The 23517-nt window shown below is 44.8% G+C and carries 20 protein-coding genes; 8 read left to right on the forward strand and 12 right to left on the reverse strand.

The genetic code is table 11. The features are described from left to right. Nucleotides 1-107: 107 nt before the first annotated feature. Nucleotides 108-731: a methyltransferase domain-containing protein gene (locus H6G03_RS31405; protein WP_190473805.1), complete on the reverse strand. Its 624-nt coding sequence runs from the start codon at nt 729-731 to the stop codon at nt 108-110. 111 nt (nt 732-842) lie between these two features. Between H6G03_RS31405 and hemH the strand changes: the two genes are divergently transcribed. Continuing rightward, complete coding sequence (gene hemH, locus H6G03_RS31410; RefSeq protein WP_190473806.1) at nt 843-2006, forward strand: ferrochelatase; 1164 nt, start codon at nt 843-845, stop codon at nt 2004-2006. Nucleotides 2007-2268: 262 nt separating this feature from the next. On the opposite strand, the gene H6G03_RS31415 is transcribed toward hemH, so the two are convergent. The 5 genes from H6G03_RS31415 to H6G03_RS31435 form a co-directional block, all read right to left on the reverse strand. Continuing rightward, nucleotides 2269-2859, reverse strand: a complete 591-nt coding sequence (locus H6G03_RS31415) for a DUF4126 domain-containing protein (protein WP_190473808.1) — start codon at nt 2857-2859, stop codon at nt 2269-2271. Between the two features lie 354 nt (nt 2860-3213). Next, on the reverse strand, nt 3214-4272 hold the full coding sequence (locus H6G03_RS31420; protein ID WP_190473810.1) for a trypsin-like serine protease: 1059 nt from the start codon (nt 4270-4272) through the stop codon (nt 3214-3216). A gap of 154 nt (nt 4273-4426) precedes the next feature. Then, nucleotides 4427-4573 carry a hypothetical protein gene (locus tag H6G03_RS31425; RefSeq protein ID WP_190473812.1) on the reverse strand — a complete coding sequence of 49 codons (147 nt, stop codon included), beginning with the start codon at nt 4571-4573 and terminating at the stop codon, nt 4427-4429. Between the two features lie 31 nt (nt 4574-4604). Beyond that, nucleotides 4605-6983: a dynamin family protein gene (locus H6G03_RS31430; protein ID WP_190473814.1), complete on the reverse strand. Its 2379-nt coding sequence runs from the start codon at nt 6981-6983 to the stop codon at nt 4605-4607. 24 nt (nt 6984-7007) lie between these two features. Further along, nucleotides 7008-7196 carry a hypothetical protein gene (locus tag H6G03_RS31435; protein ID WP_190473816.1) on the reverse strand — a complete coding sequence of 63 codons (189 nt, stop codon included), beginning with the start codon at nt 7194-7196 and terminating at the stop codon, nt 7008-7010. Between the two features lie 67 nt (nt 7197-7263). Between H6G03_RS31435 and H6G03_RS31440 the strand changes: the two genes are divergently transcribed. Together H6G03_RS31440 and H6G03_RS39175 are read left to right on the forward strand one after the other, a co-directional pair. Continuing rightward, a complete protein-coding gene (locus tag H6G03_RS31440; protein ID WP_190473818.1) occupies nt 7264-7827 on the forward strand; it encodes a hypothetical protein in 564 nt (187 codons plus the stop codon). A 50-nt stretch (nt 7828-7877) separates the two neighbouring features. Further along, entirely contained in the window at nt 7878-9788 is a 1911-nt protein-coding gene (locus tag H6G03_RS39175; protein WP_190473820.1) for an ABC transporter ATP-binding protein, read from the forward strand. Nucleotides 9789-9920: 132 nt separating this feature from the next. Here H6G03_RS39175 and H6G03_RS31450 read toward each other — a convergent pair whose 3' ends face one another. The 4 genes from H6G03_RS31450 to H6G03_RS31460 form a co-directional block, all read right to left on the reverse strand. Continuing rightward, nucleotides 9921-10721 carry a tetratricopeptide repeat protein gene (locus H6G03_RS31450; protein ID WP_190473821.1) on the reverse strand — a complete coding sequence of 267 codons (801 nt, stop codon included), beginning with the start codon at nt 10719-10721 and terminating at the stop codon, nt 9921-9923. A gap of 78 nt (nt 10722-10799) precedes the next feature. Continuing rightward, entirely contained in the window at nt 10800-11534 is a 735-nt protein-coding gene (locus H6G03_RS31455) for a WecB/TagA/CpsF family glycosyltransferase (protein WP_190473824.1), read from the reverse strand. A gap of 134 nt (nt 11535-11668) precedes the next feature. Then, on the reverse strand, nt 11669-11800 hold the full coding sequence (locus H6G03_RS39045; protein ID WP_255512303.1) for a hypothetical protein: 132 nt from the start codon (nt 11798-11800) through the stop codon (nt 11669-11671). Between the two features lie 430 nt (nt 11801-12230). After that, on the reverse strand, nt 12231-13019 hold the full coding sequence (locus H6G03_RS31460) for an SAM hydrolase/SAM-dependent halogenase family protein (protein ID WP_190473825.1): 789 nt from the start codon (nt 13017-13019) through the stop codon (nt 12231-12233). Between the two features lie 129 nt (nt 13020-13148). On the opposite strand from H6G03_RS31460, the gene H6G03_RS31465 reads away from it, so the two are divergent. Beyond that, a complete protein-coding gene (locus tag H6G03_RS31465) occupies nt 13149-14600 on the forward strand; it encodes a sensor domain-containing diguanylate cyclase (RefSeq protein ID WP_190473832.1) in 1452 nt (483 codons plus the stop codon). 102 nt (nt 14601-14702) lie between these two features. Here the strand turns inward: H6G03_RS31465 and H6G03_RS31470 are convergent, their stop codons facing one another. Then, nucleotides 14703-15728, reverse strand: a complete 1026-nt coding sequence (locus tag H6G03_RS31470) for a patatin-like phospholipase family protein (RefSeq protein ID WP_190473834.1) — start codon at nt 15726-15728, stop codon at nt 14703-14705. 439 nt (nt 15729-16167) lie between these two features. Here H6G03_RS31470 and pirA point away from each other — a divergent pair, with 439 nt between their 5' ends. Next, a complete protein-coding gene (gene pirA, locus H6G03_RS31475; protein WP_190473836.1) occupies nt 16168-16320 on the forward strand; it encodes an arginine synthesis PII-interacting regulator PirA in 153 nt (50 codons plus the stop codon). 40 nt (nt 16321-16360) lie between these two features. Here pirA and H6G03_RS31480 read toward each other — a convergent pair whose 3' ends face one another. Next, nucleotides 16361-17728 (reverse strand): TldD/PmbA family protein, encoded by a 1368-nt coding sequence (locus H6G03_RS31480; protein WP_190473843.1) that lies wholly within the window; start codon nt 17726-17728, stop codon nt 16361-16363. A gap of 160 nt (nt 17729-17888) precedes the next feature. Between H6G03_RS31480 and H6G03_RS37450 the strand changes: the two genes are divergently transcribed. The 3 genes from H6G03_RS37450 to H6G03_RS31495 all read left to right on the forward strand — a co-directional run bounded on the left by H6G03_RS37450 (nt 17889) and on the right by H6G03_RS31495 (nt 23476). Next, complete coding sequence (locus tag H6G03_RS37450) at nt 17889-19850, forward strand: MASE1 domain-containing protein (RefSeq protein WP_199315574.1); 1962 nt, start codon at nt 17889-17891, stop codon at nt 19848-19850. A 362-nt stretch (nt 19851-20212) separates the two neighbouring features. After that, nucleotides 20213-22471 carry an MASE1 domain-containing protein gene (locus H6G03_RS31490; RefSeq protein WP_190473838.1) on the forward strand — a complete coding sequence of 753 codons (2259 nt, stop codon included), beginning with the start codon at nt 20213-20215 and terminating at the stop codon, nt 22469-22471. A 159-nt stretch (nt 22472-22630) separates the two neighbouring features. Continuing rightward, complete coding sequence (locus tag H6G03_RS31495) at nt 22631-23476, forward strand: DUF1361 domain-containing protein (protein ID WP_190473840.1); 846 nt, start codon at nt 22631-22633, stop codon at nt 23474-23476. Nucleotides 23477-23517: the final 41 nt, after the last annotated feature.

The following is a 23517-nucleotide window of genomic DNA, read 5'->3' on the forward strand; positions in this document are numbered from 1 at the left end:
GAGTGGAAGAATTAATATTTTCGCTTTTCCCTCTCCCTCCTCCCTCTTCCCTCTTCCCTCTTCCCTCTTTCCCCTAGCCCCTAGCCCCTAGCCCCTAGCCCCTTTCTTCATTTCCTCGCCCAAATCACCTGCAAACTGCCACCCGCATACAAACTTTGCTGTTTATCCCGAAATCCCATCTCTGCCAACAACCCAGGCAAATCGGTTTGGATGAGTTGCCATGCCGTTTCCGTTTCAAACAACCACAAAAATAAGGATATCGGCGGCCAAAATAGGGGATTCGTCGGCGCGTGAAAATCCACCAGCGCAAATACCCCACCCGGTTTCAGCACCCGGTAAACTTCTTTGAGAATTTGTCGCAATTGCTTGGGCTGCATCTCGTGCATGGCGGCGCTAGTATGTACCAGATCGAAACAGTTGTCCGCAAACGGCATATTTTCCGCAAAAGCTTCTGTATACTGGGCTTGAGGAACGTTATGCCGCGCTCGTTGCAAAGATAAAGGCGAGGCATCCAATCCCGTCACGTTTTGGGAGTGTTGCACCAACACTTGCGTTGCTTGACCGCTACCGCAACAAAGGTCTAGCACTTTAGTTTCTGAATCGATCGTTAAGCCTTCTAAAGCTAAACGGCGGAAACGCCCTTCACCGCCGACGCTGACAGCAGCAAGACGGGCGATCGCATCGTACAACCACTGATACCGATAGCTCCATTCCCTTAAAATTGTTGCCACCGCTTAATTCTCCTGAATTTATGTATAGTTTGTTGCTAACTTCATCCATTAACAGGTTATATTGTTAAAATCGGTAACAAATATAAAAACTTTGGGAAACTGTTAGTAGCTATGGGGCGTACTGGGGTCTTATTACTCAACTTGGGCGGGCCAGATCAACTGGAAGATGTCCGTCCCTTTCTGTTTAACCTATTTTCCGACCCGGAAATCATTCGCCTGCCTTTTCCCTGGCTACAAAAACCTCTGGCTTGGTTTATCTCCACAATGCGAGCCAAGAAATCTCAAGAAAATTATCGCCAAATTGGTGGGGGTTCGCCCCTGCGTCAGATTACAGAAGCCCAGGCACAAGCTTTAGAAGCACATTTACAGCAAAAAGGACAACCGGCCAGAGTATACATTGGGATGCGTTACTGGCATCCTTTCACAGAGGAAGCAATTGCCAGGATCAAACGCGATCGGATCGATCGTCTGGTTATCCTGCCCCTTTATCCCCAATTTTCCATCAGCACCAGCGGTTCCAGCTTCCGCCTGATGGAAAAAATCTGGCAAGAAGACCCCTTGCTCAACCGCATTGACTACACCGTCATTCGTTCCTGGTATGAGCAAACCGGTTATTTGCAAGCAATGGCGGATCTAATTGCCCAGGAACTCGATCGCTTTCCCAATCGCGATGAAGTTACCGTCTTTTTTAGCGCCCACGGCGTCCCCGTCAGCTACGTAGAAGAAGCCGGCGACCCCTACCAAAAAGAAATTGAGGAATGCAGTGCTTTAATTATGCAAAACCTCAATAGACCGAACCCCCACGTCCTCGCTTATCAAAGTCGCGTCGGCCCGGTCGAGTGGCTCAAACCCTATACTGAAGATGCGATCGAACAACTCGGCGCTGAGGGAGTTCAAGATTTGGTAGTTGTGCCGATCAGTTTTGTCTCCGAGCATATCGAAACTCTCGAAGAAATCGATATCGAATACCGCGAACTAGCTGAGGAAGCTGGCATTCACAACTTCCGCCGCGTACCCGCCCTCAATACCCATCCCGTATTTATTGACGCCTTAGCAGATTTAGTCATCAATGCTCTCAACTCTCCCAGCGTGAAGCTTGCGGAAGTAACACAGATGAAGAAAAAAGTCAAGATGTACCCCCAAGAGCGTTGGGAGTGGGGACTGACTACTTCTGCGGAAGTTTGGAACGGTCGTGTGGCGATGATTGCTCTGATTGCCTTGCTGTTGGAGCTGATCAGCGGTCAGGGGCCACTGCACTTGGTCGGACTGCTGTAGGGATTTTGGATTTTAGATTTTAGATTTTTGATGGAAAAATGAATCTGAAATCTTGAATCTCAAGGCAAAGAAACCAAACAAACCCGGTTTCTTCAAGAAACCGGGTTTCTGCGAACAATACCAACCGCCAAGCAGTAATGAATAGACATCTCCAAAAATTCTTGTGGGGTAGGCATCCTGCCTGCCCTTTGAAATTCTTTTGGAGCAGATGTCTAATGTTCTTAATTCCACCCCTTTTTCCCCGACGCCCTATGCCCTAAAATCAATCGGGGTTACTTTTGTAGCCGTTCTTTGCCGGTAAACGCTTACTTTGTTTGTACCAGCGATACCAATCACCAGAACTGCGAATTGCCAACCACAGCAAAATCATCGCAATTAACCCACCCTGTCTGGGCGCGTCAAAAGCTAAAAGTACCAGCGCCACACACAAGGCATCTTGAACAAAGACAGCCCACAAGGGTAAACCGCGCAATCGAAAGAACAACCCAACTTGAACAAGTTGCAGCACAAGCGCCAACAAGCCACCAACTACGCTAATTACAATAATTAACCACCCAGGCGCTTCGGTCATTTGGGCAATAGTAACACCTACCATAGCCCCGACAATGGGGCTAAATAAGAGATGAACAATTTGCAGCACGCGCTGCCCCAACAACTTTTTCGAGGCAAACAACTCAAATAAAGACCAACTGGTAAGCACTCCCACTACTACCTGCGGATGAATCAGAGAGAGAATGGGTACGCGAGACCAAAGATTATCCCCCTGGAAAAGGCCAATTAACAGTAGGGGCAGGGCAATTCGTCCTACTCCTACCGCCGCAGCAGCAGAGAGTGCGGCTAGTAGCTCAATCATATTTATCAATCAGCCTGTTCGCTTAGCCAACAGCCTCAAATAGCTGTTGGTTACAGCTTAATTTTTCTTAAGTTTAACCATTTTGCGCTGGAAGTTGTTCTCCTTCACACAAATAAAAGCTTTACCTGCGATCGCCTTCTTAAATTTTCGCAAACAATCAGAATAAATTGTGCTTAAGTATACTTACTTTTACCAGTAAATATGATATAGAAAATTTCTGATTTGCTGATGCTAGTCAAGAACTAGAAAAAGTACTGAAATACTGTGCGATCGCCTTTGTCAGTAGTGCCGAAACTGCATTACCAATTTGGCAATACTTGTCGCGATCGCACACTAAAAAACGGTTAGTTTAATCTACGATGCTGCCTGACGACGCCGAAATAGTGCTAACAAACCACCTACCGAAAGCAAACCAATAATAGCAGAAGGTTCGGGTACGGACTTCATTTCGATATCCACTTCGGTATTGTTGTAAATGTCTTCCAAAAATTCAATTTCCGGCAAACCTTCCCAATCGTCAAACGTCGATTCTGGTTCATAAGCGAAAGAACCTGAAAAGATGTTGCTGGAGTTGCTAGTGCCAATGGTACGGGAACTGGATGGTGCATTTCGCAGCACGTTGTTAATCCAAGTGGCAAAGGAAGAAACTCTCGTAGCTGCTGAAATGTCGCCGTAGTCAGCATTAACGGAACCATCTGTTGCAGAAATAAAAGAGTTAACGCCTGCTAGCAAGCCGTTGATGAATAACCCGCCGCCGCTATCTCCGGGTGCAATGCTGTATTCCAAGTTGACTGGCTGGCTGAGGGGATCTGATGTCGCTAAGCGGGGGTCATCGAAATCCGATACGAGTGTGCGATCGGAATAACCGAGTCGGGTGCCAAGTCCGATCGTGTTTTGTCCTGCACGTTTGGTGGTGCTACTAGAATTGTTATAACCTGTCAAACCAGTGCCGGTAGCGCCAAAACCTACGTAAGTACCGAGTTGCATATCTTCGTTGCGTCCGGTAAACAGCGAAGCTGGGGTAACATTTGTTACTCTGCTGCTGAGTCGGAACAAACCCAGGTCATAGCCTGCACTGGGATCGCCATAGCTGTTGAACCAGCCGTTGTTGGTAAGCGCCCCGTTGATGGTATAGTTGCTGCCGCCAACGCTAAATAAACCATTTCGTGCGCCTTCAACGCAGTGGGCAGCTGTTAGCAACCAGGTGGAATTGAGAAGGGTTCCGGAACAAAGCCACGTACCGGATGAGCTTCTGATGTTGAGGCTGCCGACGCTGGGAAACAGATTAGCCAGATTTCTGTACTGTGTATCCGATCGATCGTGACGAATTGTACCAGCTTGGGCGATCGCACTCGTGCCTGCTGTTGCGATCGCAGCCGCTAATGTTGAGGTAAGTAAGCGATTAATCTTCATATAGAATTACTTTTGGTAATTGCATACTTAAACGATAAAGTTAAAGCCAATATTTCCAGTTCCGTGCTTTTACCTAACTTTATCTATTCTTCACAGACAAATAATAATACTTCATAGCATTGAGCAACGCATCAATTTTTTGTTCTATAGAGAGTTATGCTAATCGTTCCTTAACCCCCGCCAGTCCTCCCAAAACTGCCGCGCCGTCCGCTGGCGGAGGAGCTTGACCGCCAAGCACAGCATCATCAGCTTTCGGTTGATAGGGATTTTCTGGGATCGCGATCGGCTTACCTTTATGCACAGCAAAATCTACATTGTGTATGGATTGTGAATTACTTAAGCGACATAAAATTGTCTGTGTATTTTAGATAGTTATCGGCATTTTTGATTTGCTCCTTAATTTGGGGAACCAAAGAATTAAGTGCCTCTATCAATTTTCCTTTGCCTTCGATAGATAACTTCTGGTCTTCCTGTGCCTGTTTCAAACTATCTCGATAGTTACTGAGATAGCGATCGAGATCGTTAAAAAAGTCATTAATTCGTTGCTGAAAATCTTCATCAAGGTACTGATTAATTCCCTGCTTAATCGTACTGATGTTTTGGTCTACGATCTTATTAACTTCATAAACTATTCCTTGCAAAGAAACCGTGTAGAAATTTTCCACTTTGTTAGGTCGTTTAATTTTTTCTGTCACCTCAAATGGAACTAGCCATAAGTAATGAAAAAACGATCTTCTACTTTTAACAACTTCAGTGTAACCCTGGTCTATTGTCCTGGTATGACGCATCACGAGCGGTTTATTCAAGTCGATATAGTAATCGGAGTCCAATCTTAATTTTGGCAATGATAAGTCTAAGTTAAAATTTTCGTTCAAGCGCTCGCGGGCCCGATCTACAATTGGTTTGGTCTGCTCGTCCAGAAACTCCAGCATATCTTGACGCGATCGCTCGATTTGTTGGCTTGTATTTTCGCGCACATTTTCTAGCAGTACATCTACTTTCTCTTTCGCATAAGTTACTGCTGTATCTGCAAATTCTTCTGCCTCTCTGAGCGTGGGAAATTCAATAGAAGTTTGGTATTTTTTTTCTAAAGTAGTTGATTTGACTTGTTTGGAAATCCAATCTAAAAAGTTTTTGGCTTTCATCCCTCCTTTTTTCATAAAATCAGCGCGTTGATATTCTTCTTCGCTGAAGTAGCTTTCCACGCTTATTTTCCCTTCTTTCTTCACAGATTCCAAAATATTATTGAATTCCTCATGAAGATTGCTTTTGATTCGATCTAATTCTTGCAAACGACTGCGACACTCTTCAATACTCTGCATATCTGCTTCCAGCGCCACAACTTCTTCCCGTAATTTTTCGCCATCTTCATGAATAGCACTGCTGCGGATCTGCATATCTTCCAGTAATTCCACAAGACGAGCGCGAGTAATGTTTAGGGAAGAGATAATACACCGAGGTGCTGCTTCTATCATGAGTGAGTCGATCGCTTTTTGCAAAAATGGGTCGAAGCCGGATTTTTTCCACAGCTTTTCCGCTTTCCGCTTCAGTTGTTCTACATTTGTTTCTTCTAGTTCTTCTTCCCAGTCGATCGGGAATACATCTTGAGCTAGCGATCGCGCTGTTTTCATTTGAGCAATTTCTACTTTGGGATTTTGTTCTAATTCCACCAAAAAGTTAGTAGCAGAAAATGCCCATCTTGCGGATATTTCAAATACTCGATTGGTATTATCGCCATCACCCAAACCGAATTCAGCGGTAACAAATTGCCGCACTTGCTCTGTTGTCATGTCCCCATCTTTGCGCTGATCGACTTTATTAACCAGCACGTATAAATTATCTTTACCGCGTAAATCTATAACTTTCTGAACATCCTTTTTAACTTCTTCTTCTGCCTTAGTGTTCAGCCCTGTAAAATTGAGTACAATTAAAACTACCGAGCTTGCTCTTAGCTGATCGGAAACCACATTTGCCAGTCGGAGATTTTCCCCCGCTTCGTTTGGCCCAGGCGTATCTACAATCACCAATTTGCCGATTTTTTCTGTTTTTGCAGTCTTTTGCAAATGCCAAAATGGTGTATATATACGCGGCACATCCATCAGAGACTGAAGGGGGTCAGCCAGGGGATCTAAAACGCTGCACACGCGGATAATATCGTTTAAAGCACGCAAACTGTTAATAATTTGCTGACGCCCGACAATCTTTTCATGGATGGAAAGTTTAGACATTCCCTGGATTTTTTCAGGTAGCTTTGTCAGATGAGGGTACTGTGCAATTTTTTCCTGGACTCGTTCCATCCCTAACTCATTGACTTTCCGCTGCAAAGCAGAAAACGTTTCGCGAAAAACTTGTTGAATGTGGGAATTGAGGATTAGTGTAGGCTCTTTGAGTTCGGAATCGCAAATTATCTCTGTCGGTAGAGTCGTCATAGCGGCATTTCTGCTAGGCAGAATTTCTTGACCGACGATCGCATTTACGATCGTCGATTTACCGGCCTTCATCGGAGCAACGATCGCCATTCGCAGTTCCAATTCTTCTACATTACGGGCGGCTTCGCTGACTTCTTGTTGAAATTTCCCGTATTTCTCGCTAGCACTATCAGTTCTTAGGGCTGTACCTGCACTATCGATCAGACCGCTGACTTGCCCCAACAACTCAAGTATTTGGGTTTGCAAGTCTTGCACATTAGGTTTGGGCGCATCAGCTTTCATTTAACTCACTCCCCGATCTCTTTACTAAACAGTTATATCGCTTCTGGTTGTATACAGAGCTGCTGAAACCAAATAAGGATACCTTCCCGATCGCACAATAGACAATTGTGGCGCGATCTCAATCTGAACTGGAAAGTCGGTTTGTTTGTGTGCTTCGCCCCTCATACTATGGCACAAACGGTGCGATCGCAGCGTCAATACTTTCCGCAACACCTCAATGAACTAGAGATAAAAAATAGAGGCGTTGCTAAGATCGAGTTGATTTCAGTGCTAAAAGTTCATGTTCAACCCTGTCCACAACCAAACAAATCGTTTAGCTGCATTCCCAGTTATCGGCAAATCGATCGTATCGAGCCTGCTGGTAGGATTGCTTTGTGCAGTCGGCTACGCCGTTAAAGCCGAACCCATAGCAGGACGGTTAGTTTCGCAACAATTAACTAAAAATGCAGATTCCGTTGTGCAACGATTGACCGGACAATGGCAAACAAAAGTTTCTGCAAATAGCTCTCTCACCTTAATTTTTGCACCAGAGAGCAAATTATTTATCGTCTTGCCATCAAACTCAAATACTGCGCCGGCAATGCAGCTGAGATACCGAGTAGCTTCCTCAACAAGTTCGCCCATGCAGATTGACTTGACCACAAGCGATAACAAAACAGCCCCAACCATTTTTGAGTTTACTGCTGATGGCAAGTTGCGTATGCAGCTAAATGATATTAATTCCGGACAACCCAGACCTTCTGCTTTTAAGTCCAACGCAATGGTATTCGAGAAGGTGTCCAACAATACAAGCTTACCCGCCAACGCGCAACTAAGACAGCCCGGGGCATTACCGCAACGCTAAACCACTCCGCCGCCTTGTTAGTATAAGGTTAATTTTGATGCTAGAGTTCCATGACTGACACCGTTCTCGACATCCGCAACCTGCAAGTCCAATTCCCCACCGAGGAAAAACAGATCAAAGCCGTTGATAGTATTTCCTTTCAGGTAAAACGAGGTCAAACGCTAGGAATAGTCGGCGAGTCAGGTTCTGGCAAATCTGTTACCTCTCTAGCCGTTATGGGTTTGGTACCTCCTCCCGGCAAGATGGACGGCGAAATTTGGTTTAAAGCGTCAGAGGCGGATGCAGAACCTGTGAATCTGCTGCAATTGCCAGAGAGGAAAATGCAGCAGTATCGCGGCGGTAAGGTGGCGATGATCTTTCAGGAACCGATGAGTTCTCTTAACCCGGTTTACACGATCGGGTTTCAGCTGACGGAAGCAATACGGCTACATCAAAATGTTTCGGACACGCAAGCGCGGCGGTCGGCTGTTGCACTTTTGCAAGAAGTAAAACTCCTTCCCACAGATGAAGTTTTGCGCCAACGTTACATAGAATATGTGCAAGAATCATCACCAGGAAAATCGGAGCCTACGGAAGCGGACATCGATCGCCACATCAATCAGCAAAAACTAGCCATACTCGATCGCTATCCCCACCAACTTTCTGGAGGTCAAATTCAACGGGTAATGATTGCAATGGCGATTTCTTGCAATCCCACCCTATTAATTGCGGACGAACCCACCACCGCTCTTGACGTAACCGTACAAGCCACTATCCTGGAACTGCTGCGGGAATTGTGTAACGCTCGCGGGATGTCCTTGATGTTTATTACCCACGACCTGGGTGTAGTTGCGGAAATCGCCGACGCCGTAGCGGTGATGTATCGAGGGAAAATTGTCGAATATGGGCCGGTGTGGCAAATCTTCGCCAACCCGCATCATCCCTACACTAAAGGATTGTTGGCTTGTCGTCCTCGGCTCGATCGGCATTTGAAATATCTACCCACTGTTTCCGATTATATGGAAGTGGTGAGCGATCCCAGCGGCGAAGTGCTGGAAATTCGCGAAAGAAATGTGGAAGCAGAGGAGCGGGGAAGCAGAACAATCAGGGAGAAAAGCACTAATCAGTCAGAAATTAAGTCTCAGGACACACCACTTTTAGCTGTCCGTAACCTACAAGTTGGCTTCCCGGTACGGGGGATAATGGGTAATACCAAACGCTACGCTATGGCGGTAAACAACATTTCTTTTGAGGTTTATCCGGGTGAAACGCTGGGTTTGGTGGGTGAGTCCGGTTGCGGTAAAACTACTTTGGCTCGCACTTTATTGCGATTGATCGAACCGATGAACGGTAATATTTTGTTTGAAGGACAAGATATTACCAGTTTGAACGGGAAAGCGTTGCAGAAGTTGCGCCGAGAAATGCAAATTGTGTTTCAAAATCCCTTTAGTTCTCTCGATCCGCGCATGAAAGTTGGAGATGCGGTGATGGAACCTTTGCTGATTCACAGTATCGGCAAAAGCTATCGGGAACGACGCGAGCGCGCTGCTTACCTCCTGGAGCGCGTGGGGTTAGATCCCAGCCGCATGAACCGCTATCCCCACGAATTTTCTGGCGGTCAGCGACAGCGGGTTTGTATTGCCCGCGCCTTGGCTCTCAATCCTAAATTTATCATTTGCGATGAATCTGTTTCCGCTTTGGATGTGTCGGTGCAAGCGCAAGTGCTGAATCTTTTGAAAGAGGTACAGGATGAGTTTGGCCTTACTTATATTTTCATTTCCCACGACCTCAGTGTGGTGAAATTTATGAGCGATCGCATCATGGTGATGAATCAGGGCAAAATTGAAGAAATCGGTCCCGCCGAATTCATCTATCGCCAACCGGAAAAAGATTACACCCGTCAGTTGATTGCCTCTATTCCCGTTGGCAGTTTAGAGCGAATTCAGGAAAGACAAAGAGCGAAATTACAAATTAAAGGTTGAAAATTTGCAATTAAAAATGGGGAAGAGGGAGAGCGGGAGAACGGGAGAACGGGAGAACAGGAGAACAACATAAAGATTGAAAATGTACATATAAATTCCCCCACTCCCCCACTCCCCCACTCCCCCACTCGTTCAGTCATTTGCCCTTAACCATTCACCTGCTTTGGCCTGGTAGTAACTATCATAAGGAGAACTATATGCTTTTTCAAAGCATTCTCTGGCTCGATCGCGATCGTTTATTGCTTGATAATACGTACCGTAAATAAAGTTTTCCAATACGCTGAGAAATTCTTTATCCCTAATCAAAATAGCGTTAAAACTTATACTGAAATTTTTTATGTTTTCTTTATTTTCCAAATACTCTTGCAGTTTTTCACCAGCGTTTGTAAAGTTATTTATTAAAACATAGAAATATACATAGATAAGATTAATCAATGTGAATTTCTCGAAAGTAGATGCTATTTCTAGATATCTTTCAGCTTCATTCAAATCCACTTTTAGCATTAATAGATTTAGGGCAGACAAACCATAATAAGGGCCTTTTAAGATCAGATCTAGTTTTCTTGGCTCGATTTTCTCCAACCACTCACTTGCGTCTTCAAATCTGCCCATTCTGTGATACACATTGGCGATGTTGTAAATAATGCCGTCTCTACTCTCTATATGCAGCCGCACGAAAATACTTTTTAGCTTTTTGTGTAAAAGAGCTAAAGCGCGATCGTACTCTCCTTGGAACATCAGTTTAATCGGCTTCATCGAGTTAAAATAAAGTTCCCAAATTAGAAAACCCCAAACTGCTAAAACTCCGATAAATGTTACTAAACCAAAAGGTATACCTGTATTAATTGCGACAATGGTATCTATTAATATAAGTAAGAAGGTAATCAGGATACCGATGAGTAAGCCAGCGATCGCATAAGCTACTTTCTTCATTAATTTATTACCTTAATTACAACCAGGATGGTTAAAATATAGGAATATTTTAACCATCCTGGTTGCAAATATATGCTTCTAAGCCAAATTTTTCACTAACGCACGCCAAGCGAACTGTGGTAAAGCTAACATCCGCCGCCAGCGCCAGGGCTCTTGATACAAACGATACAGCCATTCCAAATGATTGTTCCTCAGCCAAGCAGGGGCGCGGGACTTAATACCCGCCCAAATATCCAAACTACCGCCAACGCCAATCCAGATTGCTTTGGGACAAAGGAGGCGATTTTTGGCAATCCACAATTCTTGGCGCGGCACGCCCAAACCAACTAAAATTATGCTGGGCTGTAGTTCTTTGAGGGTGGCGTGCAGTTGTTGTTCGTCTTCAGGTGAAAGGTAGCCGTGCTGCGTACCTGCGATTTTCAATCCTGGAACTCGTCGCTGCCACATTTCTGCGGCTGTTTGAGCTACCCCAGGTTTTCCACCGTAGAAAAATACCGACCACGACTTGCCCAACTGACCGGCTTGCCACAAAAGCGACTCTGCCAGTTCAATTCCCGGACAACGTTTTACCGATTTGCCCAGTATACGCAAATAAAGCACAACTCCAGAGCCATCAGGAATAACCAAATCGGCTTGACGGATCGTACTAGCCAAACTTGCATTGCGTTCTGCCTGGATGCTCATCTCAGCGTTGAGTGTTACCACATGACAGCCTTGTTGGTGCTGCAACCTTGAGAGGAGCCAACCTGAATAGTCTTCCAACAGATGTACCGGTAGTCCCAGTACCGAGAACGGTTGGGGCGTCTCAGTCATAATAACCTGTTTTTGCACAACCTCACATCACCATATCTATGCTCGACAGTTTACCTCGACGCAGAATTGCTGTGTACTTCCAAAGAAAGATCTTCCCGACAAATTTTTTCTCTCTTTTTTTGAGCGGGCAGACCTCAAACACATGGTTTGAGGGAACCATCAGCATACAGCTCTAGAGGCACCAACTGTACTTTACCATTAACTCTGACTTTAGAGTAGACAATGCGGACAAACTGAGATTTGTTATTGTTGTAGCGAGTAGACATAATAGTTCACCTTACTACGTTAAAGTTTCAGTTCTGAGTAGCTATTAAGGCAAATTATTGAACTGTTTATTTCTGCCTACTGATGTTCTACAAAAGGAAATGTTAAACTTCCGGACACAATCAGACAATTTTATGCCTTGCCCGCTCACACAAGAGCTTAGGCAGCCATACCAAATCTCTTCTATGCACAAAAGCCAACATCTTTTATCCGAAAACTCTGCTTTATTTTTGGCGTGCAAGGAACATCACAAAATTAGTTTAAGTCAATCAGATCGGCTGACAAGCTAATTAACCAAAGACTTAGGCACTGGCGTTGCCAAAAACTGCGTTTCTGATTAGATATCTAGTTGAGGAACCTTGTGGGGTGCCAGTCGATCGCTCAATTTAACTAGCTATCACCTATCAGCTATCAAAAAGCTGACGCCTCAATTTAATGCAGCACGATTTGCACGGCATCTCCAAGTTTTATTTGCAATTGTGATTGGGCGTTACCTTTGCTGACAGCAATTTCCACACAACCGTGACTCCCAAGTAAAGCGATCGCACTGCCATCAGGGGTATTGCTGTAAGTTTTATTACCTGGTATACTTAACCCAGCGGCTTTAACAAACCAATTTTTGCCGTCAACGAGATGAGCGGGGATGTTTGTAATTAAGTTGCCGAAGCGATCGACATACTGAATGCAGCCTAGAATACCAGTATCTGTTAAACTGTATTCTGATATGGGCAATGGCACCAAGGTTTCTGGAGCGATTTTTTGTCCCAATTCTGTAAAAGGAACACCGCTGGCAAGATGAGCTCCCACGGAGGCAAAAATATCTCGACCGTGAAAAGTCTTGCTGGGTGTTGGCGTGCGCCAGTATTCTCGATTGGTAAGTGCGATCGCCGCCACAACGGGAGTGTGACTGAGAATACCGCTAAACAACCCATTATCCGGGCAAACTAAAAAAGCATTGGCAAATTCGATCGCCACTGCACGTCTGTTACCCCCTACCCCAGGATCGACAACGGCAATATGTACCGTTCCATCAGGAAAATACGGGTAGGCGCTCATCAGACAAAATTGACCTGCAGCAATGTTTTGGGGAGGAATTTCATGGCTAAGATCGATTACAGTTAGAGTAGGGTTGATTTGGGCAATAACGCCTTTCATTACACCTACATAAACATCGCTTAGGCCAAAATCGCTTAAGAGAGTCACCAGTCTAGGAACAGGCATTTTTGTCAAGTTTACAAAAATTTTATATGAAATCCGTTAGACAAAAAGTCATCGGCGTCTATCCCAAAAGCCTCGTTATCGCAAAATTTTCCCCGCTAGCCTATTGTTAATTGTTCCGGAGATAGTAATATGGCAACTCGTCAGGCTGTTCGACAAATAGCCGATCGCCGGATTTCTCCAAAAGAAACGAGGCGCTACTACCGTGGGATGGAGCAACTTGTCACAGTTGTGCAAGAGCTTTCTTTAGCTCGCAACCTAGACGCCGTTATGGCAATTGTAAAGCAAGCTGCACGAGAACTGACTGGTGCGGACGGAGCTACCTTCGTACTGCGCGACCGCAATATGTGCTACTACGCGGAGGAAAATGCGATCGCGCCACTTTGGAAAGGTCAGCGCTTCCCGATGAATATTTGCATCGGCGGGTGGACGATGTTGAACCGCCAACCGGTGCAGATCGAAGATATTTATGCCGATACGCGCATCCCGTATCAAGCTTATCAATCAACCTTTGTCAAGAGTCTGGTGATGGTGCCGATTCGGACATTAGACCCGATCGGTGCGATCGGCAACTACTGGGCCAAACGACATCAACCCAGTCCGGAAGAAGTAAAGTTGCTACAAGCACTAGCTGACACCACCGCCGTCGCATTGGAAAATATCCAAGTTTACGCCGAACTGGAACAGCGCGTAGTCGAACGTACAGCAGAACTCCAGACCGCATACAAAGAACTGGCCACTTTAGCCGATAACGTACCTGCATTGGTGGCCCGCGTCGATCGCAACCTGCGGCACATCTTTGTCAATCAACCCCTAACAGAAGTCTGCGGCATCCCCAAAGACGAATTCTTGGGTAAAACTTTTCGAGAGTTGAAGTTATCGCCACAGGTATGGGAGGTCTGGGAATCTGGCGTCTGCCAGGTCTTCGCTGTCGGCATCCCCAAAGAAGTCGAGTTTCCTTTTGTCAGTCGCGATGGTGTGCGCTACTATTGCACGCGATTTGTGCCGGAGTTCGACGCCAACGGAAGCGTGGAAACTGTGTTGGGCGTAACTTACGATATTACTGAAAGCAAGCAGACAGAAGAGGAAATTCGTCGCTTGTCTCTCACCGATGATATGACAGGTTTACACAACCGTCGCGGTTTTTTTCTTCTCTCCGAACAGCAATTAAAAGTTGCTTGCCGTGCCCACAGCTTCTGTGCATTAATTTTTGTCGATTTAGATGGTTTGAAAAAAATCAACGACACTTTAGGACACGATTTAGGTTCGGCGATGATTGTTGACGCCGCACAATTACTGAAAAGCACTTTTCGGGAAGCAGATGTGGTGGCGCGTTTGGGTGGTGATGAATTTATTATTCTGGCATTAAACTGCGGCGATAGCTGCCATGCGATCGAACCACGAATTATTACAAAAATTGATGAGTTCAATCGGCAAGAAAAGCGTCCTTATAAATTATCTATGAGTGTTGGTATTTTACCTTTCGATCCTCAAACTAGGGAATCTATGGAAAGTTTAGTAGCCCGAACTGATGCACTGATGTACGAAGACAAACGTGCTAAGCGGCAATGTTTACTTTCTTGAAAAAAAATCTAGTTGTACGCAAGAGGAACATTTATAGGGCACATCAGACCGATTAATCCGTTCGTAAAGCTACTATTTTAGTATCTGACGCGCCCTACATTTCTACCTCAAAAGTTCCTCGCAAAGTCGATCCAAATTGCTATTTTGCTCAGCAATAATCAGCTGCGCTATATCTACCAGTTTAGCAATATTTTCTTGGCTGCCATCGTCCATATCATCGTTAGCTTCATTCAACGGTGCTTGGAAGCGATAGTACTGTTTGGGATAACCGGGATCGTAAGGAAGCAATTGTTCCAATTGACTGGCTACCGATTCGCTCATACCGTCCATCATAATATTGATAATCGGTTCTAACCAGCCAATTAATCCCCAATTTTTAGCGCGATCGTATGAGTATTTACGAGTTAGCGAACCCGTCCCCATAGATACCACCAGGATTTCATTGAGATCTAGCTTCTCCCCAGTTCTTCTAGCAGCAATTATGGCTTCCATAATTGCTAAAGATGTCGGGTTATTGGCGAAAACTCCCCCATCGACTAACGTATAGAAACTGCTGTCAGTTTGAATTGTGGCCAGATGGTATGGCTCAAAATAACTGGGCGCGGCAGAAGTAGCCATTGCCGCTTGTTTCATTTTAAAGCCACTGCTAATTTTGCGGAAGTATTCCCCTATCTTTTCTGCTGACCGATCGCTGACAAAGAAAATAGGTCTCCGTATTTCAATGTCATAGCTGGTGATGAAAACAGGTTTAAGCGCATTTTTGAGAGGAGTTTCGCCCAAATATGCGCTTAAAACTTCTTCTCTACCTTCGGAAGAGTATTTTGGTCGAATTAAATCATCTGTCTTTGTATATCTTTCGCTCAACGGCTCATAAAATATACGTTTTCCTTCTTTTCGATACAGCTCGACCATATCCTTTGCTGTATACTGAGCTAAATCGGGAGCCAGCGGATTTGGCATGGTAAGGCCCAAACTCAAGATACCTCCTGTTGAGGTTCCGGCGATTAAATCGAACATTTCAAAAATCCGCTTTCCTGTGCGTTTTTCCATCTCAGCTAAAATTATTGCTGGGATAATGCCTCGGATACCGCCACCGTCTATTGACAATATTTTGAATTTAAAAGCCATAAGATTCTCATTTTTAGTAGCCTCGAATACTTTTAAATTCGGCATTTTTGTTATATAATCGGGAATTTTTTTTAAATAAAATATGAAGTAATGTTAAGCTCCTGCCGATCGATCTTTGCCAACGGCAGTTACAGCTAGGGTGTCGGGACTAGGGATTAGGGCCTCGGGAAGAGGGAGAGGGAAGAACGGGAGAGCGGGGGAGCGGGAGAACGGGAGAACGGGAGAACGACATAAAGGTCGAAAATGTAAATATAAATTCCCCCACTCCCCCACTCCCCCACTCCCCCACTCCCCCACTCCCTCACTCCCCCGGCGACCTTGAAGACTTGATGTCAATTTCAGATTTAGCTGTAAAAATTCTGTAAATTTGGATACAGTTTCCTGATTTATAGTTATAATCAAGGAAGAACACACAAGAAAGTTCCAAAAAGAGTCCACTATGAGCAGAATTAATCGGGAAGAAGTAAAAAGAACTGCTGATGTTCATCGCGCTAACATCCAAAAGAGACTGGAGCAGCGCCTGGAAGTCGCTAGATCGAAGGGTGACGAAAATTTGATCCGCTTGTTGGAACAAGAAATGCAGCAGCTTTAGGAAGTAGGGTGGGCAATGCCCACCCTACTGCTTTTTGGAGTTACCGACCTCCTACCACAACATTTTTGATGCGGATGTGTGGCCCACCGACACTTACAGGCAGGGGCATTTGTCCGCCCTTACCGCAACCGCCGTTGAGATAAACCGAATCATTGCCGATCGCTTCAATATCTTTAAGAGTTTGGAAAACATTACCCGTCAGAGTGACATCGCTGACGGGTTCTGCTATTTTGCCATTGCGAATCATGTAACCTTCAGCTGCGGCAAAAGTAAACATCTCGCCGTTAGTTTGTCCGCCCAACATCCGCACAGCATAGACGCCTTCCTGGATATCGGCAATCATCTCATCAAAAGAGTGTTCCCCCGCTTCGATCGCGGTATTGGTCATCCGCACGATCGGCGGATGGGTAGCATTGATCGCACGCGCATTGCCGGTAGGTTTTTCTTGGAGTTTAGCAGCAGTTTCGCGGTTATGCAGGCGTTGAGTGAGGATACCCTTTTCGATCAAATATTTGCGCTGACCCGGAACGCCTTCATCATCATACTTGAGAGAACCCGGTAATCCTGGCAAAGTCGCATCGTCTACTACATTGAGCTGTTCGATCGCCAAAGGTTTGCCCAAACTCAGCAATTCCTGCATTCGCGGATTTTCGTAAACAAAATCTGCTTCCGAAAGATGACCGAAAGCTTCGTGAATGAAAACACCGGAAAGGTAAGGGTCTAAAACTACAGTATATTGACCGCCTTTAACAGATTTTGCTTCCAACTGACGGATAGCCCGTTGGGCAGCACCTTGGACTCGCGCTTCGATTCCCACCAGAGCATTATAATCCGATCGAGAGTGGAAGGATTCGTATCCTTGTCGCACCAAACCGCCTTCTCCTCTAGCAATCGCACCGAAACCGGCTTGAATGTCTAACCTTTCTTGGGCGATGCAGGTGCCGATCGAATTGACAAAATAGGTGATGCCAAAGCGATCGCGATAATTTACTGAAGTGGTTTGAATGCGCGGGTCAAATTCCAGCAACAGCTGATTGTACCCTTCCATTAAACGGCGTTTTTCTGCTAAAGAAACTCCTCTAGGATCGAGTCCGAGTTCGGCAGTAACATAGTCTTTAATTGGTTCGATCGGTGCTAAAACAGTAGTTTCTTTACCCACCAGTTTGGCTTGGGAAATAGCTTCTTCAATTCGCTCTTTTAATTCTGCCAAACCGTTAAAAGTAACAAAACTCCAGCCGCCGTTATGACAAGCGCGAATACCGCCAGCAAGAGTAAAACCGCGATCGACCGCATCCAGTTGTGGGCCACGAAAAGTTATGGCAGTTGATTCGCTTTGTTCTAATCGAATTTCCAGATAATCAACGCGATCGCGGTAAGGGGCGATCGTCTCAAGTAACCGATCCTGCATGGAATTGTTCACGCGCTTAATACTTCCTTTCCAGACTGATTTGCCACTTGCTTCACAATTTCTTCTTTTAGTCTAGAACTTCTCTGGTGACTATCTGTTACGTGAGCTATCTTCGATAATGTCGATAGCGGTGCCAATGCAACATATTAGAAACACAAAAATGCCTACTATCCAAATACCGATGCGGTCTTGGCAGTACTTTGCCTCTGTTGGCCTAGTGGCCGTTGTCCACTTCGGCGCAGCTTACTCAATCACTTTAATTCCCAATCTGAAACTGGAATGGGAGATTGTACCTATATGGCCGCCCACAGGGGTTAACGTAGCTGCACTTGTGTTGCTGGGATCGCGGATATTGCCTGGAATCGCACTAGGTCATTTTTTTTTCTACTTGTGTTTTGCCACAAAGTGGACTGTTGCCGCTACCACTGCCTTGATTATTACGCTGCAAGCATGGGTAGCAGCGAAGTTGCTTAACCGCGTTGGTTTCCATCCTGCTTTAAATCGCCTGCGAGATGTTTTGGGATTGGTAATAGTGGCAGCACCGCTATCCTCGTTTGTGGGTAATAGCATTGCGATCGTCAGTTTATCTTTGTTATCCGGGAGCTCACTTTGGTCAAAGTGGTGGAGTTGGTGCCTTGGCGATATCATTGCCATTTTGATTGTGACGCCAGTGTTACTAACGTGGTGTCACTCGATTTTAGATTTTAGATTTGGGATTTTGGATTGGCGTTTGTCGAACCAATGTAAAAACTCAGAAACTCACCAGCAAACTCACAATTTTACATTTAAAATTTCCCATCTAAAATTAATGGAATTCGCTGTTTGGCTGGCGCTGCTTATCGGGGTAAATTGGATAGTATTTTGCTCTAAAACCAGCCTAAAAATTGCCGATTATCCCCTGGAATATTTACCTTTTACTTTAGTAATTTGGGCAGCATTTCGTTTCGGGCAAACAGGAACTTCGCTGTCAGCATTTGTAGGTTCTACTATTGGCATTTTTGGAATATCAAGAGGCGATGGCCCATTTTTAATAATGGAAAGTAATATCAATAGCAGTATCCTTTACCTACAAGCTTTCCTAGCAGTTGAAGCCATCACAGGTCTGATTTTAACCGCTACTGTGAACGAGCGTCAGCAATCGGAACATAAATTTAGAGAACTCGCCCAAACGCTTGAGAGCAAAGTGCAAGAAAGAACATTAGAACTGGAGCAAAAAAATGAAGAACTGGCAAAATCTTTTCGGAAATTGCAAGAAACCCAACAGCAACTGATTCAATCAGAAAAAATGTCAAGTTTGGGCCATTTGGTTGCAGGTATCGCTCACGAAATCAATAACCCAGTCAATTTTATCCACGGCAACCTTACCCACATCAATAACTATACCCAAGATTTGTTAGAAGCGATCGCACTGTATCAAGATCGATATCCCCAAGCTAGTCCCAGAATTCAAGAGCGGCTTGAAGAAATAGATTTACACTTCCTTCAAGAAGACATTGGCAAAATTTTGTCCTCTATGAAAGCGGGAACCGAACGCATCCGGCAGATAGTTTTATCTTTAAGAAATTTCTCGCGCCTGGACGAAGCTGAAATGAAGAAAGTAGACATTCACGAAGGAATTAAAAGTACGTTGTTGATTGTGCAACATCGCTTGCAAAATGATCGTACCTACAATTATCGAATTCAGGTGAACGAGCAATATAGCGAACTGCCCGCAGTGGAATGCTACGCCAGCGAAATGAATCAGGTGTTTATAAATATTATCAACAATGCAATTGACTCTTTGGAGTCACGCTTCGCGAAGGATGTAATAGAGGAGTTGGAACGTAGGCAAATTGGAACATTAGAATTTATTGAGCCTACTATTTGGATTCGCACCAGCTTAATAAATAATGAGCGGGTGAAGATTGAAATCACCGACAACGGTATCGGCATGACCCCAGAAGTCCAGTCTCGAATTTTCGATCCGTTTTTTACTACCAAAGAAGTCGGTAAAGGTACAGGTTTAGGTTTGTCTGTCAGCTATCAAATTGTAGTGGAAAAACATCAAGGATCTCTGAAATGCCTCTCGGAAGTCGGCAAAGGAACAACTTTGGAAATTGAGATTCCCATTCGACAGCATTGAAAAGTCAAAAGTCAATCATTCGCAGGGGCGGGTTTAGTCAATAACTCCAATCACAAGTCTATAGTTGTAGTCCAAAACCCGCCCGTACAAAGTTAAAAGTCAAAAGTAGAAATTTCCTCTTTATCCCTAGCCCCTAGTGCAGTACGGTAGAAGTAACCCAGCAGAGCTGAAGTAGTTAAATGCCTGACCATCAAAGGACTTTTGACTTTTGACTTTTGACTTTCTAGCCCCTTTTAGATCAAAATCACAGCTTAGAGTTTGGGACTTGCTCATAATCTTGGTTATCGGCACTTGCTCTTCTTATACTCAGTGAGCATCCGTATTTTTATCAGTGTGCATCTTCACATTTATCAGTTCAAACAATGAGCCCAATACCAAATCGGTTTTGGCGGTACTTGTTAACAGTTGCGATACTAGCTGCCGTTTACGGTGGCGCGGGAAAACTAGCATTACAAATTCCGAGTATTGTACCACAGGTAACGCCCCTTTATCCACCAGCAGGGATAAGCCAAGCCGCTCTTTTACTGTTGGGGCTGCGAGTATGGCCTGGAGTGATGTTAGGAGACTTCTTTGTTTCGCTATCATTAGGTGTATCGCCGATCGTCGCCCTGGCTATGGGAGCTTCCGCCAGCTTGCAAGCCCTGACAAGTACCGCTTTGTTAAAACGCTACAAAGTCAAGCTTAATTTAGAACGCCCTCAAGACGTTCTGGCATTTGTAACGCTCTCGGCAATGCTCTCGACAACTTTAAGCTCCACATTCAGCGTGTTGCTCTTATGCGCGAACGGCATACAACCTTGGCGCAATTTTGGCATAACTTGGTTAAGTTGGTGGCTGGGAGATGTAATGGGAGTTCTGGTCGTAACGCCAGTTTTGTTAAGTTGGTGTACCGTAAATCTGCCCAAACGTCCCGTTTCGCCCCAGACGATGCGAAAGTCCTTGCAATATATAGATGCGGGTATTTTGCTAATCTTGCTGATCGCAGTTAGCTGGGTGGTGTTTACGTGGCAAACAAAAGGAGCGATCGCCCGCTATCCTTTTGAGTATCTGCCTTTTCCGTTAGTAGTTTGGGTCGCATTTCGATTTAAACAACGGGGAAGCGTCGTTGCTACCCTGTTTCTCTGCTCAATAGCTATCTGGGGCACAGGACAAGGAGTTGGGCCCTTTCAGAATCACACCAATAATCCTATAGAAGCCGTTCTGTCTTTACAAGCTTTCGTAGCAGTCGTCAGTATCGCCGCCCTGCTGCTAGCCGCGACTGTAGCCGAACTGCAACAAGTTCAGAAGTCGCTGCACTCCAGTCAAGCCAGTTTAGCCGACGCCCAGCGCATTGCCCATTTGGGAAGTTGGGATTTAGACTTGATCGAACAGCAATGGCATTGGTCTGAAGAACTTTATCGCATTTTGGGATATTCTCCTCATACTTTTGCGCCCAACTGCGAAACTTTTTTGCGAACGGTTCACGCGGAAGACCGCGAGTGGGTGAAAAATTCGCTGCAAGAAGCGTTAACGCAGGAAAAACCTTATAGCATTAATTACCGAATTGTGCGACCCAACGGTGAAGAAAGGGTTATCCGCGAACAAACGGAAATCATTCGGGATATAGATAAAATGCCCATTCGCATTACGGGGACGATTCAAGATATTACAAAACAAAAGCGAGTCGAGCAAGCATTAATCCAATCGGAAGCACAGTTACTCGAACTTGCCCACAATCTCGACCTTAAGGTACATGAAAGAACTCAACAATTGCAACAAAAGAATGAAGAACTAGCTCAATCCCTCAAAACGCTCCAAGAGACTCAACAGCAACTTATTCAGTCGGAAAAGATGTCCTCGCTTGGTAGTTTGGTGGCTGGCGTTGCCCACGAAATTAACAACCCGGTCAATTTTATTTACGGCAACATTACCCATGTCCGCGAGTATACTAAAAGTTTGTTGGACTTAATAGACCTTTATCAGCAGGAGTGCCAGCATACCAGTTTTGAAATCAAAGATTGCATAGAGTCTAGCGATTTAGAATTTGTGAAAGCCGACCTGCCCAAAATATTATCGTCAATGCAAGCTGGAGCCGATCGCATTCGTCAGATTGTCCTGTCTTTACGCAACTTTTCGCGCTTGGATGAGGCGCACATGAAACCTGTTGATATTCATCACGGCATCGAAAGCGCTTTGTTACTTTTGCAGCAACGATTGAAAAGTTTTCGTAATACTGGGATCGACGCGATCAAAGATTATAGCAAACTGCCTCTAGTCGAATGTTATCCCGGCCAATTAAATCAGGTGTTTATGAACATTTTGACTAATGCGATCGATGCAATTGAGTCTCTTCCAGAAACTAAGCTGCAACGAGCTGTAATTACCATCCAAACCCGAATGTTAAGCAGCGATCGGGTGTTGATTAAAATTGCCGATACTGGTTCAGGAATGACTCCAGTAGTAAAAGCTCGTATTTTTGACCCATTTTTCACCACAAAACCTGTTGGCAAAGGAACAGGTCTCGGTCTTTCCATCAGTTACCAGATTATTGTAGAACATCACAAAGGCCAGATTAAATGTATATCGGAACCCGGAAAAGGCACTGAATTCCATATTGAAATACCATTGTGGCAGAGTCGTTAGCCAGCACATACAACAGATTTTAAGTTGGTAATGTACGCATTTGAAAGAATGGGAGAGTGGAAGAGTGGGGGAGTAAAAAAATTATCTAACTCACGCGGCTGCCAATCACTATAAAAGTTATAATGGTTATTTTATGCCTTTTAAATTTGAGGTGTGGTTATGTTAGAAAACTTGATTTATTGGTTACAGATGGCAGGGCAGCTTTTGCTGAAAAATAGCGGTTGGATGGCTTGGAACTTGTTTTTAGCTTTACTACCTTTTGCTTTAAGTGTGTGGTTATTTTCTCGACCTAGATGGCGCTATTACTGGTGGATCGGTTTGTTGCTTTTAGCCACATTTTTACCCAAGGCACCCTTTATTTTGGAGTATGCGATTCGCTTCATGCGGGATAATCGCACTAATTATTTGGTTTGGGCTATTACTTTAATTTTGATCGCTTTGGATATTTGGCTATTACGCAGTTCGCGATCGCGTTCTTTTAAGTGGTGGCTTGGATTCCTTGTTTTTATCGCTTTTTTACCAAACGCGCCCTATGTTTTGACGGATATCATTCACCTGATTGAAGATATTCGAGAAAATTATTCGGTTTGGATGATTACTCTGGTTCTTATTCCTCAGTATTTGCTGTTTATACTGGTGGGATTTGAAGCTTATGTCCTGTCTTTGATTAACCTGGGAAATTATTTAAAACAACAAGGTTGGGGCAAATTTGTGCTTGGGGTTGAGTTGCTAATCCACGCTCTCAGTGCCATCGGTATTTATTTAGGAAGGTTCTTGCGCTTCAATAGCTGGGATCTGGTTACAGAACTGGATAATGTAGCGGGCAGTGTGGTGGATGATTTAACAGCAAAACGTCCTATTTTGCTGATGACGATTACCTTTGCGATCGTTACAGGTTTGTATTGGCTGATGAAGCAAGTGAGTTTGGGAATAATGCTCAGAAACAGTCAGGCGATCGCTCATAGCGAAGAAAATTACAACGCCGACAGATCGAATGCTCTTTAGAAAGAGGGGGGGATCGGGAGAGTGGGAGAACGGGGGAGCGG

This window comes from Aerosakkonema funiforme FACHB-1375 (genome assembly GCF_014696265.1).
In the GTDB taxonomy this organism is placed as follows: Bacteria; Cyanobacteriota; Cyanobacteriia; order Cyanobacteriales; family Aerosakkonemataceae; genus Aerosakkonema; species Aerosakkonema funiforme_A.